The following is a 16,725-nucleotide window of genomic DNA, read 5'->3' on the forward strand; positions in this document are numbered from 1 at the left end:
GCGACGACATGCAGGAGAAGTTCGCCCGGGACTTCGCCGACGCCTGGGTGAAGGTCATGGAGCTGGACCGCTTCGACCTGCGCTGACCCACCTGCGACGCCCCGGTCCGCCTCGTGCGGACCGGGGCGTTCGCGCGTCCGCGCCCGGGGCACTCGCGGGACGGCCGGACCCCACTGCTGGGGTCAGGCGCTGCCCGACACCACGCCCGGGGAGGACGACGGCGGCTCCCCCGAGTAGCCCGAACGGGCGATCCAGGTGGTCCCCCCACTGGTCGACGTGAACGGGGACCACCTACCTACAGGAGCATCAGCATGGGGCTGTTCGCCTGCGTCCACGGACACCACGGGGCGTGCCGGACCTGCGACATCGTCAACGCGGAGCGAGCCACCACGGAGGCCGTGGAGCGGCAGACCTCGGCGGTCCGGGAGGCGGCGGAGCGTGCCCGCGCGGACCGCGCCCGCCAGGAGGACCGGGAGCGGCACGAGGCGGAGGCAGCGTCGGAGCGCCGTCGTGAGGCCGCCGCTGCGGAGAGGCAGCGGGAGTGGGACCGCCGCGGCGCCGAGGCGGCTGCCGAGGTGGACCGCGAGATGACCCGCGAGGCGGAGTGGGAGCGGCAGGCCGCCGAGCGCGCCCGCCAGGAGGACATGGAGCAGGCCGCTGCCGAGGGGCAGGCGCTGGCCCGGCGGAAGCGCCGCGCACTGGCCGAGGCACGCGACGCTGCGGCGTCCGAGGGCCGCACGCTCACCGAGGTGGAGGCGCTGGACGTCGAGGAGGAGGTCGAGCGCGCGGTCGAGCACGAGCGGCACGGGGCCGAGATGGCCCGGTGGCAGGCTGAGGCCCCGCGCCGCGAGGCGGAGCGTGCTGAGTGCAAGACCGAGCAGGCCCGGCGGGACGCCGAGGTGCAGGAACGGGCAGCGCGCCGTGCCGCCGAGGCTGCCGCCGACGCCGCCCGACAGGCAGAACTGGCGGAGCGCGAGGACCGTGAGCGTCGAGCCCAGGCGGAACGTGCGCGCGCCGCGCGGGCGCGGGAGGCGCGCCAGGCGCCCTTCTTCCGGGTGGCCACCTTCCTCGCGGTCCTCGTGGGCGTGACGTTCGGCGTCATCAACGTCGTCACGGGCGGCGTCCTCAGCGGGATCGGCAACTTCCTCTTCGCCGGAGTGCTGGCGCTCATCATCTTCAACCTGATCGCGCAGGGCCTGGCATCGGCGCTCATCCGCCGCTAGCCCCGTCGGTCGGCACGGACCACGCGGGAACGAGTCAGGCCGCCCACCCCAGCGGGTGGACGGCCTGATCAACGGGGTGGAGCTGAGGGGACTCGAACCCCTGACCCCCACACTGCCAGTGTGGTGCGCTACCAGCTGCGCCACAGCCCCTTGCCGACCCGGTCTGGTGTGTCCGAGCCGTGGAGAACAGTACAACAGGGTGAACGGCGCCCGACGGAGGGGTCCCCCGCCGGACGCCGTGTCGTCAGCCTGCGGTGCCGAACCGCTCGTCCAGCGCCAGGTTGAGCTCCAGCACGTTGACGTACGGTGCACCGATGAAGCCCAGGTCCCGCCCGTGCGTGGCCCCGTCGACCAGCGCGGCGACGTCAGCGGCGGACGCCCCACGCGCAGAGGCCACCCGCTGCACCTGGATCGCGGCATAGGCCGGCGAGATACCCGGGTCGAGCCCGGACGCCGACGCTGTCACCGCGTCGGCCGGCACGTCAGCCAGCGGGACGTCGTCCAACGCCGCCACCTGCTGCTTCCGCTCGTCGATCGCGTCGACCAGCTCGCTGGAGTTCGGCCCCAGGTTCGACCCACCCGACGCCGCACCGTCGTAGTCCGACGCCGACGGTCGGGACTGGAAGTACTGCGGCAGTGCGTCCCCGGAGGCGGACACGAACGCCTGCCCGATCAGCGTCGACCCGACCACGGCGCCGTCGCGGGTCACGAGCGACCCGTCGGCACCGCCGGGGCGGATGACCTGGGCGATGCCGAGCATCACCAGCGGGTAGACCAGCCCCAGCACCACGGTGGCGAGGAGGACGGCACGGACAGCGGCCACCAGCTGGCGGCCAGAACGCAGAGTGGGCATCACGCGATCCCGGGGATCAGAGAGACGAGCAGGTCGATGAGCTTGATCCCGACGAAGGGCAGCACCACGCCGCCGACGCCGTAGACCAGCAAGTTGCGGCGCAACATCGCCGATGCCGAGGACGGCCGGTATCGGACACCGCGCAGGGCCAGCGGCACCAGGGCCACGATGATCAGCGCGTTGAAGACGACCGCCGACAAGATGGCCGACTCCGGCGAGGCCAGCCGCATGATGTTGAGCCGGTCCAGCCCCGGGAAGACGCCGGCGAACATGGCCGGCAGGATCGCGAAGTACTTGGCCAGGTCGTTGGCGATGGAGAACGTGGTCAGCGACCCGCGGGTGATGAGCAGCTGCTTGCCGATCTCCACGATCTCGATCAGCTTCGTCGGGTCGGAGTCGAGGTCGACCATGTTGCCGGCCTCCTTCGCTGCCGACGTGCCGGTGTTCATCGCCACCCCGACGTCGGCCTGCGCCAGCGCCGGGGCGTCGTTGGTCCCGTCACCGGTCATCGCGACCAGCCGGCCGCCGTCCTGCTCCTTGACGATCAGCGCCAGCTTGTCCTCCGGCGTCGCCTCGGCCAGGACGTCGTCGATGCCGGCCTCCGCGGCGATCGCCCGCGCCGTCCGCTCGTTGTCGCCGGTGATCATCACCGTGCGGATGCCCATCCGGCGCAGCTCCTCGAAGCGCTCCCGCATGCCGGGCTTGACGACGTCCTTGAGGTGGATGACGCCCAGCACGCGCGCCGACCCACCCGAGGCGACCGCCAGCAGCAGCGGCGTCCCGCCGGAGGCAGCGATGGTGTCGACCGCACCGGCGACGTCCGGCGGGACGGCGCCGCCCAGCGAGCGCACCCACGTCTGCACCGACCCGGCCGCGCCCTTGCGCAGCTGCCGGCCGTCGGGCAGGTCGACCCCGCTCATCCGGGTCTGCGCGGTGAACGGCACGAACTCCGCGCCGCCCAGGTCCCGCTCCCCCAGCCCGGCCAGCGTGACGATGCTGCGGCCCTCGGGCGTCTCGTCGGACAGCGAGGCCAGGTGTGCTGCGTCGGTGACCTCGGCCAGCGTCGCGTCACCGACCGGCACGAACGACGCCGCCTGCCGGTTGCCGAGGGTGATCGTGCCGGTCTTGTCCAGCAGCAGGGTGTTCACGTCACCGGCCGCCTCGACGGCGCGGCCGCTCATCGCCAGCACGTTGCGCTGCACCAGCCGGTCCATCCCGGCGATGCCGATGGCCGACAGCAGCGCGCCGATCGTCGTCGGGATCAGGCAGACCACCAGCGCGATCAGCACCGTGATCGACTGCTCGGCGCCGGAGTAGATCGCCAGCGGCTGCAGCGTCACCACCGCCAGCAGGAAGACGATCGTCAGCGAGCTGAGCAGGGTGTTCAGCGCGATCTCGTTCGGCGTCCGCTGCCGGGACGCCCCCTCGACCAGCGCGATCATCCGGTCGACGAACGTCTCCCCCGGCTTGCTGGTGATCTGCACGACGATCCGGTCGGACAGCACCGTCGTCCCGCCGGTCACCGCCGAGCGGTCACCGCCGGACTCCCGGATCACCGGCGCGGACTCCCCTGTGATCGCCGACTCGTCGACGCTGGCGATGCCCTCCACGACGTCGCCGTCCCCGGGCACCACCTGCCCGGCCACCACCACGACCCGCATGCCGGGCCGCAGGTCCGGCGCCGGCACCTCCGAACCGTCCTCCAGGACGGCGACGGTGCTGGTGCGGGCGTTGCGCAGGCTCGCCGCCTGCGCCTTGCCACGGCCCTCGGCGACGGCCTCGGCGATGTTGGCGAACAGCACGGTCAGCCACAGCCAGACCGCGATCAGCCAGCCGAACAGCGAGGGGTCGGTGAGCGCCAGGACGGTGGAGAACACCGAGCCGACCCACACCACGAAGACGACGGGCTGGCGCACCAGGCCGCGCGGGTCGAGCTTGCGCACCGCCCCGACCAGGGCCGGGCCCCATTCGATGCCGGCACGTTGCTGCGGGCGCGACTCGACGGGAGGTCGTTCGAGCGTCGCGGTCATGACACGTCTCCAGCGAGAAGGGGTGTGGTGGTCACGAGAGGGCCTCCGCCAGCGGGCCCAGGGAGAGTGCGGGGAAGTACGTGAGCCCGACGACCACCAGGACGACGGCCGTCAGCAGCCCGACGAACAGGACCTGGTGGGTGGGCAGGGTCCCGGCGGTGGCCGGTGTGCGCCCCTGCTGGGCCAGCCGGCCGGCCAGGGCGAGCACCAGCACGATCGGCACGAACCGGCCGAAGGCCATCGCCAGGCCCAGCGCGGTGTTGTAGAACGGCGTGTTCGCGCTCAGCCCGGCGAACGCCGAGCCGTTGTTGTTGCCGGCCGAGGTGAATGCGTAGAGCACCTCGGACAGGCCGTGCGACCCGGTGTTGAGCATCGAGCCGCGGCCGGCGGCGGTGGCCATCGCGACCGCGGTGCCGATCAGCACGATCGCCGGGGTGGTGAGCACGTAGAGGGAGGCCATCGTCATCTCCCGGCCACCGAGCTTCTTGCCCAGGTACTCCGGGGTGCGCCCGACCATGAGGCCGGCGACGAAGACGGCGATGACGGCCAGCACGAGCATCCCGTAGAGGCCCGAGCCGACCCCGCCGGGCGCGACCTCGCCCAGCATCATGTTGGCCATCGTCAGCAGCCCGCCGGTGGGCGTGTAGCTGTCGTGCAGGGAGTTGGTCGCACCGGTCGAGGTCAGCGTGGTCGCCGTCCCGAACAGGGCCGACAGCGGTCCGCCGAAGCGCACCTCCTGACCCTCGGTCGCCGCACCCGCCAGCTGCAGCGCGGCACCGCCGGCCCGCGCCTGCGCCCAGCTGTTCAGCGCCAGGGACGCCGTCGCGAGGGTCGCCATCACGCCGACGATCGCCAGGCCCTGCCGCTTGTCGCCGACCATCCGGCCGAAGGTGCGCGGCAGGGAGAACGGGATGACGAGCATCAGGAACACCTGGAACAGCGAGATCCAGGCGCTGGGGCCCTCGAAGGGATGCGCGGAGTTGGCGTTGTAGAAGCCGCCGCCGTTGGTGCCCAGCTGCTTGATCGCCTCTTGGGAGGCCACCGGCCCGCCGGGCAGGAACTGGCTCGCGCCGCCCAGCGTGGTCGCGTCGGTCCCGGCGGACAGGTTCTGCACCACGCCACCGAGCACGAGGACGACGGCGGCCAACACCGACAGCGGCAGCAGGACGCGGGTGACCGCGCGGGTGATGTCGACCCAGGCGTTGCCCAGCCGGTCGGTGCGGGTGCGGGCGAAGCCGCGCACCAACGCGACCGCCACCGCCAGCCCGACCGCCGCGGAGAGGAAGTTCTGCACCGCCAGGCCGGCCATCTGGACCAGGTGGCCCATCGTCGACTCACCGGCATAGCCCTGCCAGTTCGTGTTGGTCACGAAGCTGACCGCGGTGTTCCAGGCCGAGCCGGACTCGACCGCCGGCATCCCGTTGCTCCACGGCAGCAGCGACTGCAGCCGCTGGAGCAGGTAGAGGAAGAGCACCGAGACCAGGGAGAACGCCAGCACGCTGCGCAGGTAGGTGGGCCAGCGCTGTTCGGCGTCGGCGTCCACGCCGACCGCCCGGTAGACCAGCTTCTCCACCCGACCGTGCCGGGGGCTGGTGAACACCCGGGCCATCCAGTCGCCCAGCGGCCGGTGGACGGCGACCAGCGCCACGACCAGCAGCCCGGCCTGCAGCCAGCCGGCTGCCCCGGCGCTCATCAGAACCGCTCCGGGAACAGCAGCGACGCCAGCAGGTAGAGCACCAGGGCCGCGGCCACGGCGAGCGCCACCCAGGTCACAGCCTCTCCACCCCGCGAGCAGCCAGCGCCAGGAGCCCGAAGACCGCCAGCGTGAGGAGCACGTAGACCACGTCGGTCACGTCGAGAGCACCTTCATCCGTCTCGCGCGGACGACCCGTCGTCGTCCACCTCGCGAGTCGCGACGCTAGGAGCGGTCGCGCCGGACGCACCCGGCCTTGACGGTTTCCTGACGCCGACGGACGACGTCCTTGACGCCGCCCTGACGCCGAGCCGGGACCGTGTGCGGCCGCTCACAGGACCAGCAGGGCCTGGTTCACCGGCCGCGATCAGGGCACGGTCAGGACGTGCTCAGTGCCCTCCTGGACCGGATCGGCGACTGGCCGGCCGTCCTGGTGCTCGGCGTCGCGGCGGTCGTGCTGGCCGTGGAGAGCGGCTTCCTGGTCGGGATGCTGCTGCCCGGCACCACGACGCTGGTGGTCCTGGGCCTGTGGTCGGCGGCGTCGGGGACCCACCCCGTGTGGCCGGTCGCGGTGGCCGCCGTCGCCAGCGTGACCGGGGCACTGACCGGCTGGCGCCGCGGGCACGGACGGCGGGCGCTCGACCCCGGCAGCCACCGCAGGCTGCGCGCCCGGGTCGACCCGGCCGTCCGCACCGCCCGCAGCTGGCTGGGACGGCTCGGCCCGGTGGGCACGGCCGCGGTGCTGGCCGGCGGGCACTGGGTGGCGGTCACCCGCACGCTGGTCCCGCGGGTCGCCGGCGGTGCGCACGTGCCGCTGCGGCTGGCCGGGCCGGTCCTCGCGGTCAGCGGCACGGCCTGGGCGGCCACCGTCGTCCTGCTGTCCCGGGCGCTCGGGGAGCGGGTGGCCCGGGACGCCGGGTGGGTGCCGGCCGTCGTCCTTGCCGTCCTGCTCGTGGTGCTGGTCGTGCGGTCCGCCCGGGCCCACCACTCCTCGGCGGCGCACGGCGGGTGAGGCGGCCCCGCCGTGCGCCGGCGGTGCGGTCAGGCGGACGGCGGAGGGGCCATCTGGGCGACCCGCACCGAGTTGCCGAACGGGTCGCGGAAGCCGAAGTCGATGCCGTAGGGCTGCACGACCGGCTCCTCGGGGAGGTCGACGCCGCGCTCCCTCAGCTCGGCGTGCGTCTTGTGCGCGTCGTCGGTGGTGAAGAAGAGGTTGCCGCCACCGGCGCCCTTGGTGACGGAGTCGCGCACCTGCTCGGCGACCTCGGGGCTCACCGACGGCGGCGCGGGCAGCTCCAGCAGGACGGCGTGCCCGGGGTCGGTGGGCAGCGCCACGGTGAGGAAGCGCATCGGCCCGAACTGCTGGTCGGTCTGGACCTCGAAGCCGAGCTTGCCGACGTAGAAGTCGAGGGCCTCGTCCTGGTCGAGCACGTACAGGGAGGTGATCGAGATGGTGTTCAACATGCCGACGACGCTAGGGGTGGGTGGGCACCGCTGGCTTCTCCGGAACTGCGGTCTCTGCCGGCCGCAGCCAGCGCATGCCGAAGCAGCTGGGCACCGGCGCGAGCGGCCCGCGCCGGCGGTGCACGCTCGGCGGCTCCCCGACGATCGCGCTGAACACCCGGCTGAACGTGCCCAGGCTGGAGAACCCGACGGCCATGCAGACGTCGGTCACGCTGGTGTCGGTGCAACGCAGCAGCCACATCGCCCGCTCCACCCGGCGGCGCTGCAGGTAGCGGTGCGGCGTCTCACCGAAGGTCGCCTTGAAGGTGCGGCTGAAGTGCGCCGGGGAGACGCAGGCGATGGCGGCCAGCGCGGGCACGTCGAGCGGCTCGGCGTAGCTGCGGTCCATCGCGTCCCGGGCCCGGAGCATCCGCCGGTTGGAGTCCTCGCTCGCCCGGCTCACCGCCGGATCATGACAGTTCCCCCGGCCGCCGCTCGTGCTCTGCTCACCGTCGTGAGCAGAGCACGAGCGACGCAGACACGTACTCCGCGACCGCTCGTGCTCTGCTCCCCCGGAGGGAGCAGAGCACAAGCCGTCGCGGGACCCCCGTGCAGCCGCGGGATCGAGGACGGCGGCGGGGTGTGACAGGGCCGCGTCGGGGCCGCGGACCCGCTCGCCGGCAGCGTGAAGCTGGACGGGTGACCACGACCGCCGCCCCGTCCAGCGCCGCCACGCTGGCCCGCACCCGCTCGCCCGCACCCGCCCGACCGCACCGCCCTCACCTCGGGGAGCTCGTCCGGGTGGTCTTGACGCGTTCCTGACGCCCGGCGGCGCCCCCTGCCCGCCGGCCGGGACGATCATGGGGCCATGGCCCGCGGCTCGTTGCGCATCTACCTGGGCGCCGCTCCCGGCGTCGGGAAGACCTTCGCCGTCCTCGGTGAGGCCCAGCGCCGCGCCGACCGGGGCGCCGACGTCGTCGTCGGGCTGGTCGAGACCCACGGCCGGCCCCGCACGCTGCAGCAGCTGCAGGGCCTGGAGGTGCTCCCCCGCGCGCAGGTCACCCACCGCGGGGTGACGCTGACCGAGCTGGACGTCGACGGCGTGCGCGCCCGCCGCCCCGACGTCGTCGTCATCGACGAGCTCGCCCACACCAACGCGCCCGGCTCCCGCAACGCCAAGCGCTGGCAGGACGTCGAGGAGCTGCTCGCCGCCGGCATCAGCGTGCTGACCACGGTCAACGTGCAGCACCTGGAGAGCCTCACCGACGTCGTCGCCCAGATCACCGGCGTCGCCCAGCAGGAGACCGTGCCCGACGAGGTCGTGCGCCGGGCCGACCAGGTCGAGCTGGTGGACATGTCCCCGGAGTCGCTGCGCCGCCGGATGGCGCACGGCAACGTCTACCCCGCCGAGCGGGTCGACGCGGCGATGGGCAACTACTTCCGGGTCGGCAACCTGACCGCGCTGCGCGAGCTGGCCCTGCTGTGGCTGGCCGACCGGGTCGACGAGGGGTTGCGGCGGTACCGCACCGAGCACGACATCGACCACGTCTGGGAGGCCCGCGAGCGCGTCGTCGTCGCGCTGACCGGCGGCCCCGAGGGCGAGACGCTGGTCCGCCGCGCCGCCCGGGTCGCCCGCCGCTCCGGCACCGGCGCGCTGTTCGCCGTCCACGTGCTCAGCTCCGACGGCCTGGCCGGCGCCTCACCGGAGGCGCTGCAGCACCAGCGCGCGCTGGTGGAGAGCCTCGGCGGCACCTACCACCAGGTCGTCGGCGACCACGTGGCGGCGACGCTGCTGGAGTTCGCCCGCGGTGTCGACGCCACCCAGCTCGTGGTCGGCACCAGCCGGCGGTCCCGCTGGGCCCGCGCGCTGCGCGGCGGCATCGGCGGCGAGGTCATCGCCGCCTCCGGCGAGATCGACGTGCACATCGTCACCCACTCCGCCGCCGGCTCCCCCGGCCTGCGGCTGCCCCCGCTCACCGGCGCGCTGACCGCCCGCCGCCGCTGGCTCGGCGTCGCGCTGGCGCTGGTCGGCGTCCCGGCCGTGACCGCCGCCTGCCTGGCCGCGGGCACGGCGATCTCCCTCGCCAGCGTGCTGCTGGTGTTCCTGCTGCTCGTCGTGGCGGTCGCCTTGGTCGGCGGCCTGCTGCCGGCCGTGCTGGCCGCGGTCGCCGGCGGGCTGGCGGAAAACTGGTTCTTCACCCAGCCCACCCGCCGGTTCACCGTCGACCGGGTGGACGACGTCGTGGCGCTGGCCGGCTACCTGCTCGTGGCCGTCGCGGTGGCCACCGTCGTCGACCGCTCGGCCCGGCGGGCCACCGCCGCCGCCCGCGCGGCCGCCGAGACGGCACTGCTGGCCTCGCTGTCCCGCTCGGTGCTCGCCGGTGACCGGGCGCTGCCTGCGCTGCTGGAGCAGGTCCGCGAGGCGTTCGGGCTGCGGTCGGTGACCATGGTCGAGCAGACCGACGACGGCGACCGCACCGTGGGCACCTGCGGCGCCCCGGACGGCGAGCAGCCCGAGGAGATCGCGGTGACCGACGCGCTGACCCTGCGGCTGTGCGGGCGCACCCTGCCGGCCAGTGAGCGCCGGGTGCTGGTCGCCTTCGCCGAGCAGGCGGCCGTCGCCCTGCAGCAGGGCCGGCTGGCCGCGCAGGCCGCCGAGGTCGACCGGCTCGCCGCCGGCAACACGATGCGGACCGCACTGCTCGCCGCGGTCAGCCACGACCTGCGCACCCCGCTGGCGGGCATCAAGGCCGCCTCCTCAGCGTTGCGCTCGACCGACCTGGCGCTCACCGACGACGACCGCACCGAGCTGATCGCCACCGTCGACGAGTCCGCCGACCGGCTCACCGGCCTGGTCGACAACCTGCTGGACATGAGCCGGCTGCAGTCCGGGGCCCTCACCCCGGTGAGCGCCCCGGCCGACCTGACGTCGGTGGTGCACGCCGCGCTGTCCTGGCTGGACGACGAGCAGCGCGCCCGGGTCCGCGTCACCTCCCCCGACGACTTGCCCGCCGCCCTCGCCGACCCCGGTCTGCTGGAGCGGGTGGTCGCCAACCTCGCCGACAACGCCACCCGGCACACGGCCACCGGACCGGTCGACGTCCGCGCCGGCGCCGCCGCCGGCCGGGTCGAGCTGCGCGTGGTCGACCGCGGCCCGGGCGTCCGTCCGGCCGACCGAGAGCGGGTCTTCGCCCCGTTCCAGCGGCTCGGCGACGCCCCGGCCGGCCAGGGCGTGGGCCTCGGGCTGGCCGTCGCCCGCGGGCTCACCGAGGCCATGGGCGGCACGCTGACCGCCGAGGACACCCCCGGCGGCGGGCTCACCATGGTGGTCTCCCTGGCCCTGGCCGAGGCGCCGGCACCGGCACCGGCACCGGTCGCGGTGCCCTCGTGAGCCGGGTCCTCGTCGTCGACGACGACGTCCAGCTGCTGCGCGCACTGCGGATCAGCCTGCGGGCGGCCGGGTACGAGGTGGTCACCGCCCCGGACGGCACGACCGCCCTCCGCGAGGCGGCCACGGCGCACCCCGACCTGATCGTGCTCGACCTCGGGCTGCCCGACCTGGACGGCACCGAGGTGCTGGCCGGACTGCGCCCGTGGTTCACCGGGCCGGTGCTCGTGCTCTCCGCCCGCGCCGACAGCCAGGACAAGGTGGCCGCTCTCGACGCCGGCGCCGACGACTACGTGACCAAGCCCTTCGACATGGCCGAGCTGCTGGCCCGGCTGCGGGCGGCCGTGCGCCGGGGGGCGGCCGAGCCCGGGGAGGCCGTGATCACCACCGACCACTTCACCGTGGACCTCGCGGCCAAGCAGGTGACCGTGGACGGCGTGGCCGTGCGGCTCACGCCGACGGAGTGGGCCCTGCTGTCGGAGCTGGTGCGCTCACCGGGCCGGCTCGTGGGCCAGAAGCAGCTGCTGCAGTCGGTCTGGGGCCCGGCCTACGAGCGGGAGACCAACTACCTGCGGGTCTACCTCGCCCAGCTGCGCCGCAAGCTCGAGCCGGATCCCGCCCACCCGCGCCACCTGCACACCGAACCCGGCATGGGCTACCGCTTCACGCCCTGACGCGGCCATGTTCGCCAACATGGCCCTGCGCGGCCCCCTCGCAGGGTCTCGCGGCGGGCCCCTGCAGGAGAGCCGCTAGAGGTCGACGCCGCGGGCGGCGAGCCACTGCACGGGGTCGACGCGCTTGCCGTTCATGCCACCCTTCTGCACCTCGAAGTGCAGGTGCGGGCCGGTCGACTGGCCCCGGCTGCCCACCAATGCGATCTTGTCGCCGGCCTCCACGACGTCACCGGCCGAGACCAGGATCTTCTCCATGTGGCCGTAGACGGTCACGTCGCCGCTGACGCCCAGGATGTAGACGGCCTGGCCGTAGCCACTGGCCGCACCGGCCCGCAGCACGACGCCGTCCTCGGCCGAGTACTCCGGCGTCATCATCGGGGCGGCCAGGTCGACGCCCCAGTGCATGGTGCCCCAGCGCTGGCAGAAGCAGGTGGTCATCCGGGCGTTCTGGATCGGAGCCACCGCCTTGGGCCGGGCGGCCTCCGCCTCGGCGGCGGCGCGTGCCTCGGCGGCGGCTTGCTCGTCGGCGGCCCGCTTGGCCCGCTCGGCACGGTTGGCCGCGACCTCCTCCAGGCGGGCACGGGCCTCGACCTCGGTGATGGCGTCGTGCGGGTTCATCTCGACGTCGAAGATGCCCTCGGCGTCCGAGCCGAGCAGCATCGCGACCGGGATGGGCTCGTCGGCGACGGCGCGGGGGGCGCCCTGGGTGCCGAACAGGGCGGCGGCCAGGCCGCCGACGACGAGCGCGGCCAGCAGCGCGGCCGGACGGCGCCGGGCGACCTGGGCGTGCGGGGTGCGGGCGGGGCGGGCGGTGGTGCCGGTGGTCGGGGGCTCGACCTCGCTGCTGCGGATGGTCGTACCGGCGATCCTCGAGCCCACGCGCCTGCCTCTCGATGACGTCCGGTGACCCCCGCTGGCCCGGCTCGGTTCGGCAGCCATCGAAACATCGAATCCCAGACTTGTAATTCGGTACTCGGCGTGTTCACGGGGACACGCCGAGTCGCCGTCCCGATCTGGTCGATCCGGTCACCGATCGACCACCCTCCGCTGCCGACCGCCCACCCGACGAGTCGGCGCGGCCGCCTCAGGGTCCGGCGAGCACCGCGGGGTCGGCGTCCGCACGGCCGGCGTCGCGAGGGCGGCGGGCGGCGCCCACCCCGCCGAGCACCAGCCCCAGGCCGCCGGCGACCAGCACCGCGACCGCCCCCCGGGGCAGCAGGCCGGGTCCGGTGCTCAGCGCGTGGGCGGTCCACAGCACGTCGACGTCGGGCACACCCTGCACCAGCAGCAGCCAGCCGGCCACACCGCCATCAGCCCGGTGAGCACCGTGCGCCGGCGCCGGGCGGCCCGCAGCCCGACCGCGGCCACCAGGAGGACCAGCAGCGCCGGCAGCAGCGCGGCGACCAGCGCCCCGGCGTGGGAGGAGACGCTCGACGCCGGTTCCGGCGTGGTTCCCGCGTGGTAGAGCGAGGCCACCGCCCCGACGGCCAGCGCGACGGCGAGCGGCCGCGGCCCGCGGGCACGCCAACCGGCCAGCACGGTCGCGGCCAGGAGCACCAGGTAGACCGGCCAGACCAGGGCGGCCGGTGGCGGCGGCGTCCAGCTCAGCCGCCCGGCGACGGTGATCTCGGTGCCGCCCTGCGTCGTCGGCACCGTCCAGTCGGCCACGGTGTGCGGCCGCCCGGGGTCGGCGGCCACCACCGGCGGCAGCAGGTCGGTGCTCATCCAGTGCGTGCGGTGGTCGTGCCAGACGTACTGCGGGCTGGTCGACACCTGCTCCCACCGCGGCGGATCGGTGATGCTGCTCTGCGGGACCCGGGTGCACCCGTACCGGTCGAGGTTCAGCCACGTCGCCGGGCTCAGCGCGTTGCGCCAGACGCCATCCGGGCCGATCCGGAGGTAGGGCTCACCGGAGTAGCCGGGACGGCGAGCTCGGTGCCGCTGGTGTTGACGACCTCGAGCTCGTCGCCGAACTGGAGGACCCGCACGGTCACCCCGGGCAGCGCCGGGGTGACCGACCACAGCTCGGCGGAGAAGTCGCTGCCGGCCGCCCCTCCACCGACGTGCGCCGAGGCCGGGCCGGCGAGCGCGAGCACGGCCAGGACGCCGAGCATCACCACCAGCGCCCGGCCGGCCGCCACCCGGGCGGCCCGCACCGCGCGGCTCACTCCGCGGCGACGACGGCCAGGTCGTGCGCGATGTCGGTCGCGGTGTTCCCGCCGTTGAAGGCCACGTCGGCCTCCCCGTCGGTGCCGTAGAGCAGCAGCATCGCCGAGTGGGTCTCCCCGTTGTCCTCGGCCAGCGGCACGCCGGCGGCCAGCTGGGCCTGCTCGATCTGCGCCTGGTCCCCGGTCAGCCCGACGAACGACGTGCCCAGGTCGGCGTCGAACCGGCCCAGGTACTCGTCGAGCACCTCCGGGGTGTCCCGCGCCGGGTCGGTGGTCACGAAGACGACGTTGGTCGCCGCCACCACGGCCGGGTCCGTGGTGCGCAGCGCCAGCGCCACGTCGGCCATCGTCGTCGGGCAGACGTCGGGGCAGTTCGTGTAACCGAAGAACAGCAGCGTCGGCCCGGCCGCGGTGCGCTCGGCGAAGTCGAACGGGGCGCCCGCGCCGTCGGTGAGGGTGAACTCCGGCTTCTGGTACGGGTCCTGCAGGTACAGGCCGGAGTAGGGCGAGTCCTCACCGCCGGCCACCGTCGCCGGGGCCGCAGCGCCACCGTGGTCGTGCCCTCCCGAGGCCGCTGCGGTGTCGGCGTCGGCGTCCCCGCCGCAGCCGGCCAGCAGGAGTCCGGCGGCGAGGGCGAGGGCGGTCAGCCCGGTGCGGTTCGCGGAGCTCACGAGGCCACGGTACGTCGGCGCGCGGTCAGGCCGAGGAAGAGACCGCCGAGGCCGGCGAGCAGCCCGAGCACGGCGAGCACCAGCGCGGTCACCGCCGTGCCGTTGCCCTCCTCCTCCGACGCCGCCGGCGTCCCGGCGTCGCTGGACACCGGGGCTGCGTCCGTGGAGGTGAGCGCCAGCACCGGCGCCGGGTACTGCGGCTCGGCCTGCCCCTCGACGATCGGCTCGATCCAGGCGGACTCGCTCCCGTCGCTGTAGGTCTGGACGGCGGCGAAGGTCAGGGAGTCGGCGTCCGGGAAGGGGCCGCCGGAGAGCGCGAACTCCTGGAACTCGCCCGGGGCGATGCCGCCGCCGGGCTCGGCCCGGAACTCCACGACCGAGACGGCGGTGTCGACGGTCTCGCCGTGGACCTCCACCGGCGGGTCGATCGTGGTCGGGGGCAGGGTGATCGTCCAGCCCGGCACCGGCCGTGCCCGCAGCGACGTCAGCGGGGTGTCGGTGGGCACCTGCACCCGCAGCGCCACGGTGCTGGCGGCGTCGCTCTCGTTCGGCACCCGGAAGGTGGTCTTGCCGTAGCCCCCGGGGGCGGCGTCGGCGGAGCCGACGGTGACGTGCGCGGAGGCGGCACCGGTGCCGAGGACGAGCAGCCCGGCCAGCGAGACGGCGGTGAGCGCAGCCAGCCGGCGGGCAGGACGGAGCAGGTGCAGGGACAACGGTTCTCCTCGTGAGGGGTGGTCAGCGGACCGGGAAGACGGTGCTGGCGGTGACCGCCGTGAACTCGTCCAGGCGGACGGTCACCGTGAGCGTCCAGGTGCCTGCGGTCGGCAGCACCGGGGCGCCGATGTAGTGGCCGGGGCCGGCGGCGGCGAGGTCGACGTCGAGCGGGCCGATCTGCCGGGCCGGCTCGGAGAGGCCCACCGAGATCTGCCGGGGCTGGGTCAGCTGACCGGCGGCGTCCAACAGGTAGACGTGCAGGACGGCGGGCCCGGGGCTCGCCGGGTCGAGGGTCACCTGGACGCTGCCGTTGCCGTCCGCAGCGGCGGCCGACTGCAGCGGGACGGTGACCTCGACGGACCCGGCGACGGCGGCACTGGCCGGCGGGGTGCCGACCAGCACGGCCGACAGCGCCAGGACGACGACCGCCCCGGCCAGCTCGACCAGCACCGAGCGGCGCAGCACCCCCGGCGCGGCCATCCTCACGATCGGCGGCTCGGCGTCGGCGGGCCCGTCGGTGGGCTCGTGGTCGGCAGTCCCGTGCACGGACGGCGGCGGGGTGGCAGCGAAGGCGTGGGCGACCACCCGGCGCGGCGGGCGGCGCCGACCACTCCCTTGCCGGCCACCACCCTGCCGACCGCCTCCCCGGTGCCTGCTGCCCTGCTGGACGACGTCCCGGCTGACCAGGGCGGCGACCAGCACGAGCGCGACCAGGGCGAGCTTGGCCACCAGCACCCAGCCGTAGGTGGTGGAGGTGAGCGCGGTGAACGAGGAGACCTCGCGGAGGGACTGCCAGAGGCCGGTGAGCACGAGTGCGGCGACGTAGCCCGCCGCCAGCCGCGACCAGCGCGGCAGCGCTGCGGCCAGCTCCCCGGCCGGGGTCGCGGCACGCAGCGCACCGGCGAACAGCGCCACCAGCCCGCCCAGCCACGCGCTCATCGCCGCGACGTGCACGGCGGTCGCGGCCACCGCGAGCAGCGGCAGCGAGCCGGCGACCGCGTGACCGACCGCGGCGACGCTGACCACGAGCAGCGCGGCCACCACGGCGGGCACCGCCAGCAGCGAGCGCTCCGGCGCCCGGTCGCCGCGCCAGCTGCGGGTGAGCACCACCGCCAGGGCGACCGCCAGCGCTGCACGGAGCAGCACGGTCTTGCCGTAATCGGAGTCCAGCGTGCTGTCCAGGAGAGCGCCGTCGAGGAGCGACCCGAGCCCGCTGCCGGAGGCGTAGGGGCCCTGCAGCAGGACGAGCAGCCCGGCGGCGACCGCGACCGTGGCCAGCCCGGCCAGCGTCAGCCGGCGCATCAGCCGCACCGACCAGCCGCCGGGCCACACGGTGGCCAGCGCCAGCGGCACGCCCAGCCCGAGCACCAGCCCGAGGTAGCCGACCGAGCGGGTCAGCGGCAGCGCGACGGCCACGAGCGGGTCGGCGTCGTCACCGCTGCCCACCGAGCTCGCGGCCACCGGCTCACCGTCGCCGACCACGAAGAAGAAGGCACCGGAGATGGGGTGCGAGTCGGCCGAGACCACCCGCCAGGTGACCACGTACCCGGCGTCGGGCAGGCCGGGGCGCAGCGGCACGGTGAGCGTGCCGTCGCGCACCTCGGCCGCGCCGCTGTCGACCCGCTCCCCCGCGCCGTCGAGCACCCGGGCGTACCCGGCGCCCAGCGAGACCCCCTCGTTGAAGTCCAGGCTCACCTCGGCCGGCGCCGTCTCGACCCGGGCGCCGTCGGCCGGCGTGGTGGTCGTCAGGGCCGCGTGCGCCGACGCCGCGCGGGCGGTGACCACGTCCAGGCCCACGCCGATCCCGACCAGTGCGCACAGCAGCAGGAGGACGGCGGCCGAGCGCCTCACGCGGCCACCGGGACCGG

The 16,725-nt window shown here is 74.7% G+C and carries 17 protein-coding genes and 1 tRNA gene; 4 read left to right on the top strand and 14 right to left on the bottom strand.

The window, feature by feature from the left end; translation table 11 throughout:
- Positions 1 to 311: 311 nt before the first annotated feature.
- Positions 312 to 1,223 carry a hypothetical protein gene (locus GCU67_RS09475; protein WP_163610983.1) on the top strand — a complete coding sequence of 304 codons (912 nt, stop codon included), beginning with the start codon at positions 312 to 314 and terminating at the stop codon, positions 1,221 to 1,223.
- Between the two features lie 77 nt (positions 1,224 to 1,300).
- Here the strand turns inward: GCU67_RS09475 and GCU67_RS09480 are convergent.
- From GCU67_RS09480 to kdpF, 5 genes are all read right to left on the bottom strand, one after another.
- Positions 1,301 to 1,373, bottom strand: a tRNA-Ala gene (locus tag GCU67_RS09480).
- Positions 1,374 to 1,467: 94 nt separating this feature from the next.
- Entirely contained in the window at positions 1,468 to 2,076 is a 609-nt protein-coding gene (gene kdpC / locus GCU67_RS09485) for a potassium-transporting ATPase subunit KdpC (protein ID WP_163610984.1), read from the bottom strand.
- Positions 2,076 to 4,106: a potassium-transporting ATPase subunit KdpB gene (gene kdpB, locus GCU67_RS09490; RefSeq protein ID WP_163610985.1), complete on the bottom strand. Its 2,031-nt coding sequence runs from the start codon at positions 4,104 to 4,106 to the stop codon at positions 2,076 to 2,078. Before kdpB ends, kdpC begins: the two co-directional genes overlap by 1 nt.
- Before the next feature lie 31 nt (positions 4,107 to 4,137).
- Positions 4,138 to 5,799, bottom strand: coding sequence for a potassium-transporting ATPase subunit KdpA (kdpA, locus tag GCU67_RS09495; RefSeq protein ID WP_163610986.1), 1,662 nt, complete (start codon positions 5,797 to 5,799; stop codon positions 4,138 to 4,140).
- The gene (kdpF, locus tag GCU67_RS23005) at positions 5,799 to 5,879 is read right to left on the bottom strand and encodes a K(+)-transporting ATPase subunit F (protein ID WP_163611040.1); all 81 of its coding nucleotides are present in this window, start codon (positions 5,877 to 5,879) and stop codon (positions 5,799 to 5,801) included. The genes kdpA and kdpF overlap by 1 nt, the downstream gene beginning before the upstream one ends.
- 305 nt (positions 5,880 to 6,184) lie before the next feature.
- On the opposite strand from kdpF, the gene GCU67_RS09505 reads away from it, so the two are divergent.
- A complete protein-coding gene (locus GCU67_RS09505; RefSeq protein WP_163610987.1) occupies positions 6,185 to 6,811 on the top strand; it encodes a DedA family protein in 627 nt (208 codons plus the stop codon).
- 29 nt (positions 6,812 to 6,840) lie between these two features.
- On the opposite strand, the gene GCU67_RS09510 is transcribed toward GCU67_RS09505, so the two are convergent.
- Both GCU67_RS09510 and GCU67_RS09515 read right to left on the bottom strand, forming a co-directional pair.
- Positions 6,841 to 7,263 (bottom strand): VOC family protein, encoded by a 423-nt coding sequence (locus tag GCU67_RS09510; protein ID WP_163610988.1) that lies wholly within the window; start codon positions 7,261 to 7,263, stop codon positions 6,841 to 6,843.
- Between the two features lie 10 nt (positions 7,264 to 7,273).
- Positions 7,274 to 7,705 (bottom strand): helix-turn-helix domain-containing protein, encoded by a 432-nt coding sequence (locus tag GCU67_RS09515; RefSeq protein ID WP_338104900.1) that lies wholly within the window; start codon positions 7,703 to 7,705, stop codon positions 7,274 to 7,276.
- A gap of 405 nt (positions 7,706 to 8,110) precedes the next feature.
- Between GCU67_RS09515 and GCU67_RS09520 the strand changes: the two genes are divergently transcribed.
- Entirely contained in the window at positions 8,111 to 10,633 is a 2,523-nt protein-coding gene (locus GCU67_RS09520) for a sensor histidine kinase (RefSeq protein ID WP_163610989.1), read from the top strand.
- Positions 10,630 to 11,304, top strand: a complete 675-nt coding sequence (locus GCU67_RS22780; RefSeq protein ID WP_163610990.1) for a response regulator — start codon at positions 10,630 to 10,632, stop codon at positions 11,302 to 11,304. The genes GCU67_RS09520 and GCU67_RS22780 overlap by 4 nt, the downstream gene beginning before the upstream one ends.
- A gap of 75 nt (positions 11,305 to 11,379) precedes the next feature.
- On the opposite strand, the gene GCU67_RS22785 is transcribed toward GCU67_RS22780, so the two are convergent.
- From GCU67_RS22785 to GCU67_RS09550, 7 genes are all read right to left on the bottom strand, one after another.
- Positions 11,380 to 12,183 carry a peptidoglycan DD-metalloendopeptidase family protein gene (locus tag GCU67_RS22785; protein WP_163610991.1) on the bottom strand — a complete coding sequence of 268 codons (804 nt, stop codon included), beginning with the start codon at positions 12,181 to 12,183 and terminating at the stop codon, positions 11,380 to 11,382.
- Between the two features lie 205 nt (positions 12,184 to 12,388).
- Positions 12,389 to 12,577: a hypothetical protein gene (locus GCU67_RS21770; protein ID WP_246214882.1), complete on the bottom strand. Its 189-nt coding sequence runs from the start codon at positions 12,575 to 12,577 to the stop codon at positions 12,389 to 12,391.
- Positions 12,538 to 13,077, bottom strand: coding sequence for a hypothetical protein (locus GCU67_RS21775; protein ID WP_246214883.1), 540 nt, complete (start codon positions 13,075 to 13,077; stop codon positions 12,538 to 12,540). The genes GCU67_RS21770 and GCU67_RS21775 overlap by 40 nt, the downstream gene beginning before the upstream one ends.
- Before the next feature lie 86 nt (positions 13,078 to 13,163).
- Positions 13,164 to 13,472, bottom strand: coding sequence for a hypothetical protein (locus GCU67_RS21780; protein WP_246214884.1), 309 nt, complete (start codon positions 13,470 to 13,472; stop codon positions 13,164 to 13,166).
- Positions 13,469 to 14,143: an SCO family protein gene (locus GCU67_RS09540; RefSeq protein ID WP_163610992.1), complete on the bottom strand. Its 675-nt coding sequence runs from the start codon at positions 14,141 to 14,143 to the stop codon at positions 13,469 to 13,471. Before GCU67_RS09540 ends, GCU67_RS21780 begins: the two co-directional genes overlap by 4 nt.
- Positions 14,140 to 14,856, bottom strand: a complete 717-nt coding sequence (locus GCU67_RS09545; protein WP_246214885.1) for a YcnI family copper-binding membrane protein — start codon at positions 14,854 to 14,856, stop codon at positions 14,140 to 14,142. Before GCU67_RS09545 ends, GCU67_RS09540 begins: the two co-directional genes overlap by 4 nt.
- Before the next feature lie 22 nt (positions 14,857 to 14,878).
- Entirely contained in the window at positions 14,879 to 16,708 is a 1,830-nt protein-coding gene (locus GCU67_RS09550) for a FixH family protein (protein ID WP_163610993.1), read from the bottom strand.
- Positions 16,709 to 16,725 lie beyond the last annotated feature (17 nt).

The sequence above is a fragment of the Modestobacter muralis genome (genome assembly GCF_010682105.1).
Classification (GTDB): Bacteria; Actinomycetota; Actinomycetes; order Mycobacteriales; family Geodermatophilaceae; genus Modestobacter; species Modestobacter muralis.

What these genes read in the sequence shown, in the direction of transcription:
- GCU67_RS09475 (WP_163610983.1), top strand. Translation starts at nt 312, where the DNA reads ATGGGGCTGTTCGCCTGCGTCCACGGACACCACGGGGCGTGCCGGACC.
- kdpC (WP_163610984.1), bottom strand. Translation starts at nt 2,076, where the DNA reads ATGCCCACTCTGCGTTCTGGCCGCCAGCTGGTGGCCGCTGTCCGTGCC.
- kdpB (WP_163610985.1), bottom strand. Translation starts at nt 4,106, where the DNA reads ATGACCGCGACGCTCGAACGACCTCCCGTCGAGTCGCGCCCGCAGCAA.
- kdpA (WP_163610986.1), bottom strand. Translation starts at nt 5,799, where the DNA reads ATGAGCGCCGGGGCAGCCGGCTGGCTGCAGGCCGGGCTGCTGGTCGTG.
- GCU67_RS09510 (WP_163610988.1), bottom strand. Translation starts at nt 7,263, where the DNA reads ATGTTGAACACCATCTCGATCACCTCCCTGTACGTGCTCGACCAGGAC.
- GCU67_RS09520 (WP_163610989.1), top strand. Translation starts at nt 8,111, where the DNA reads ATGGCCCGCGGCTCGTTGCGCATCTACCTGGGCGCCGCTCCCGGCGTC.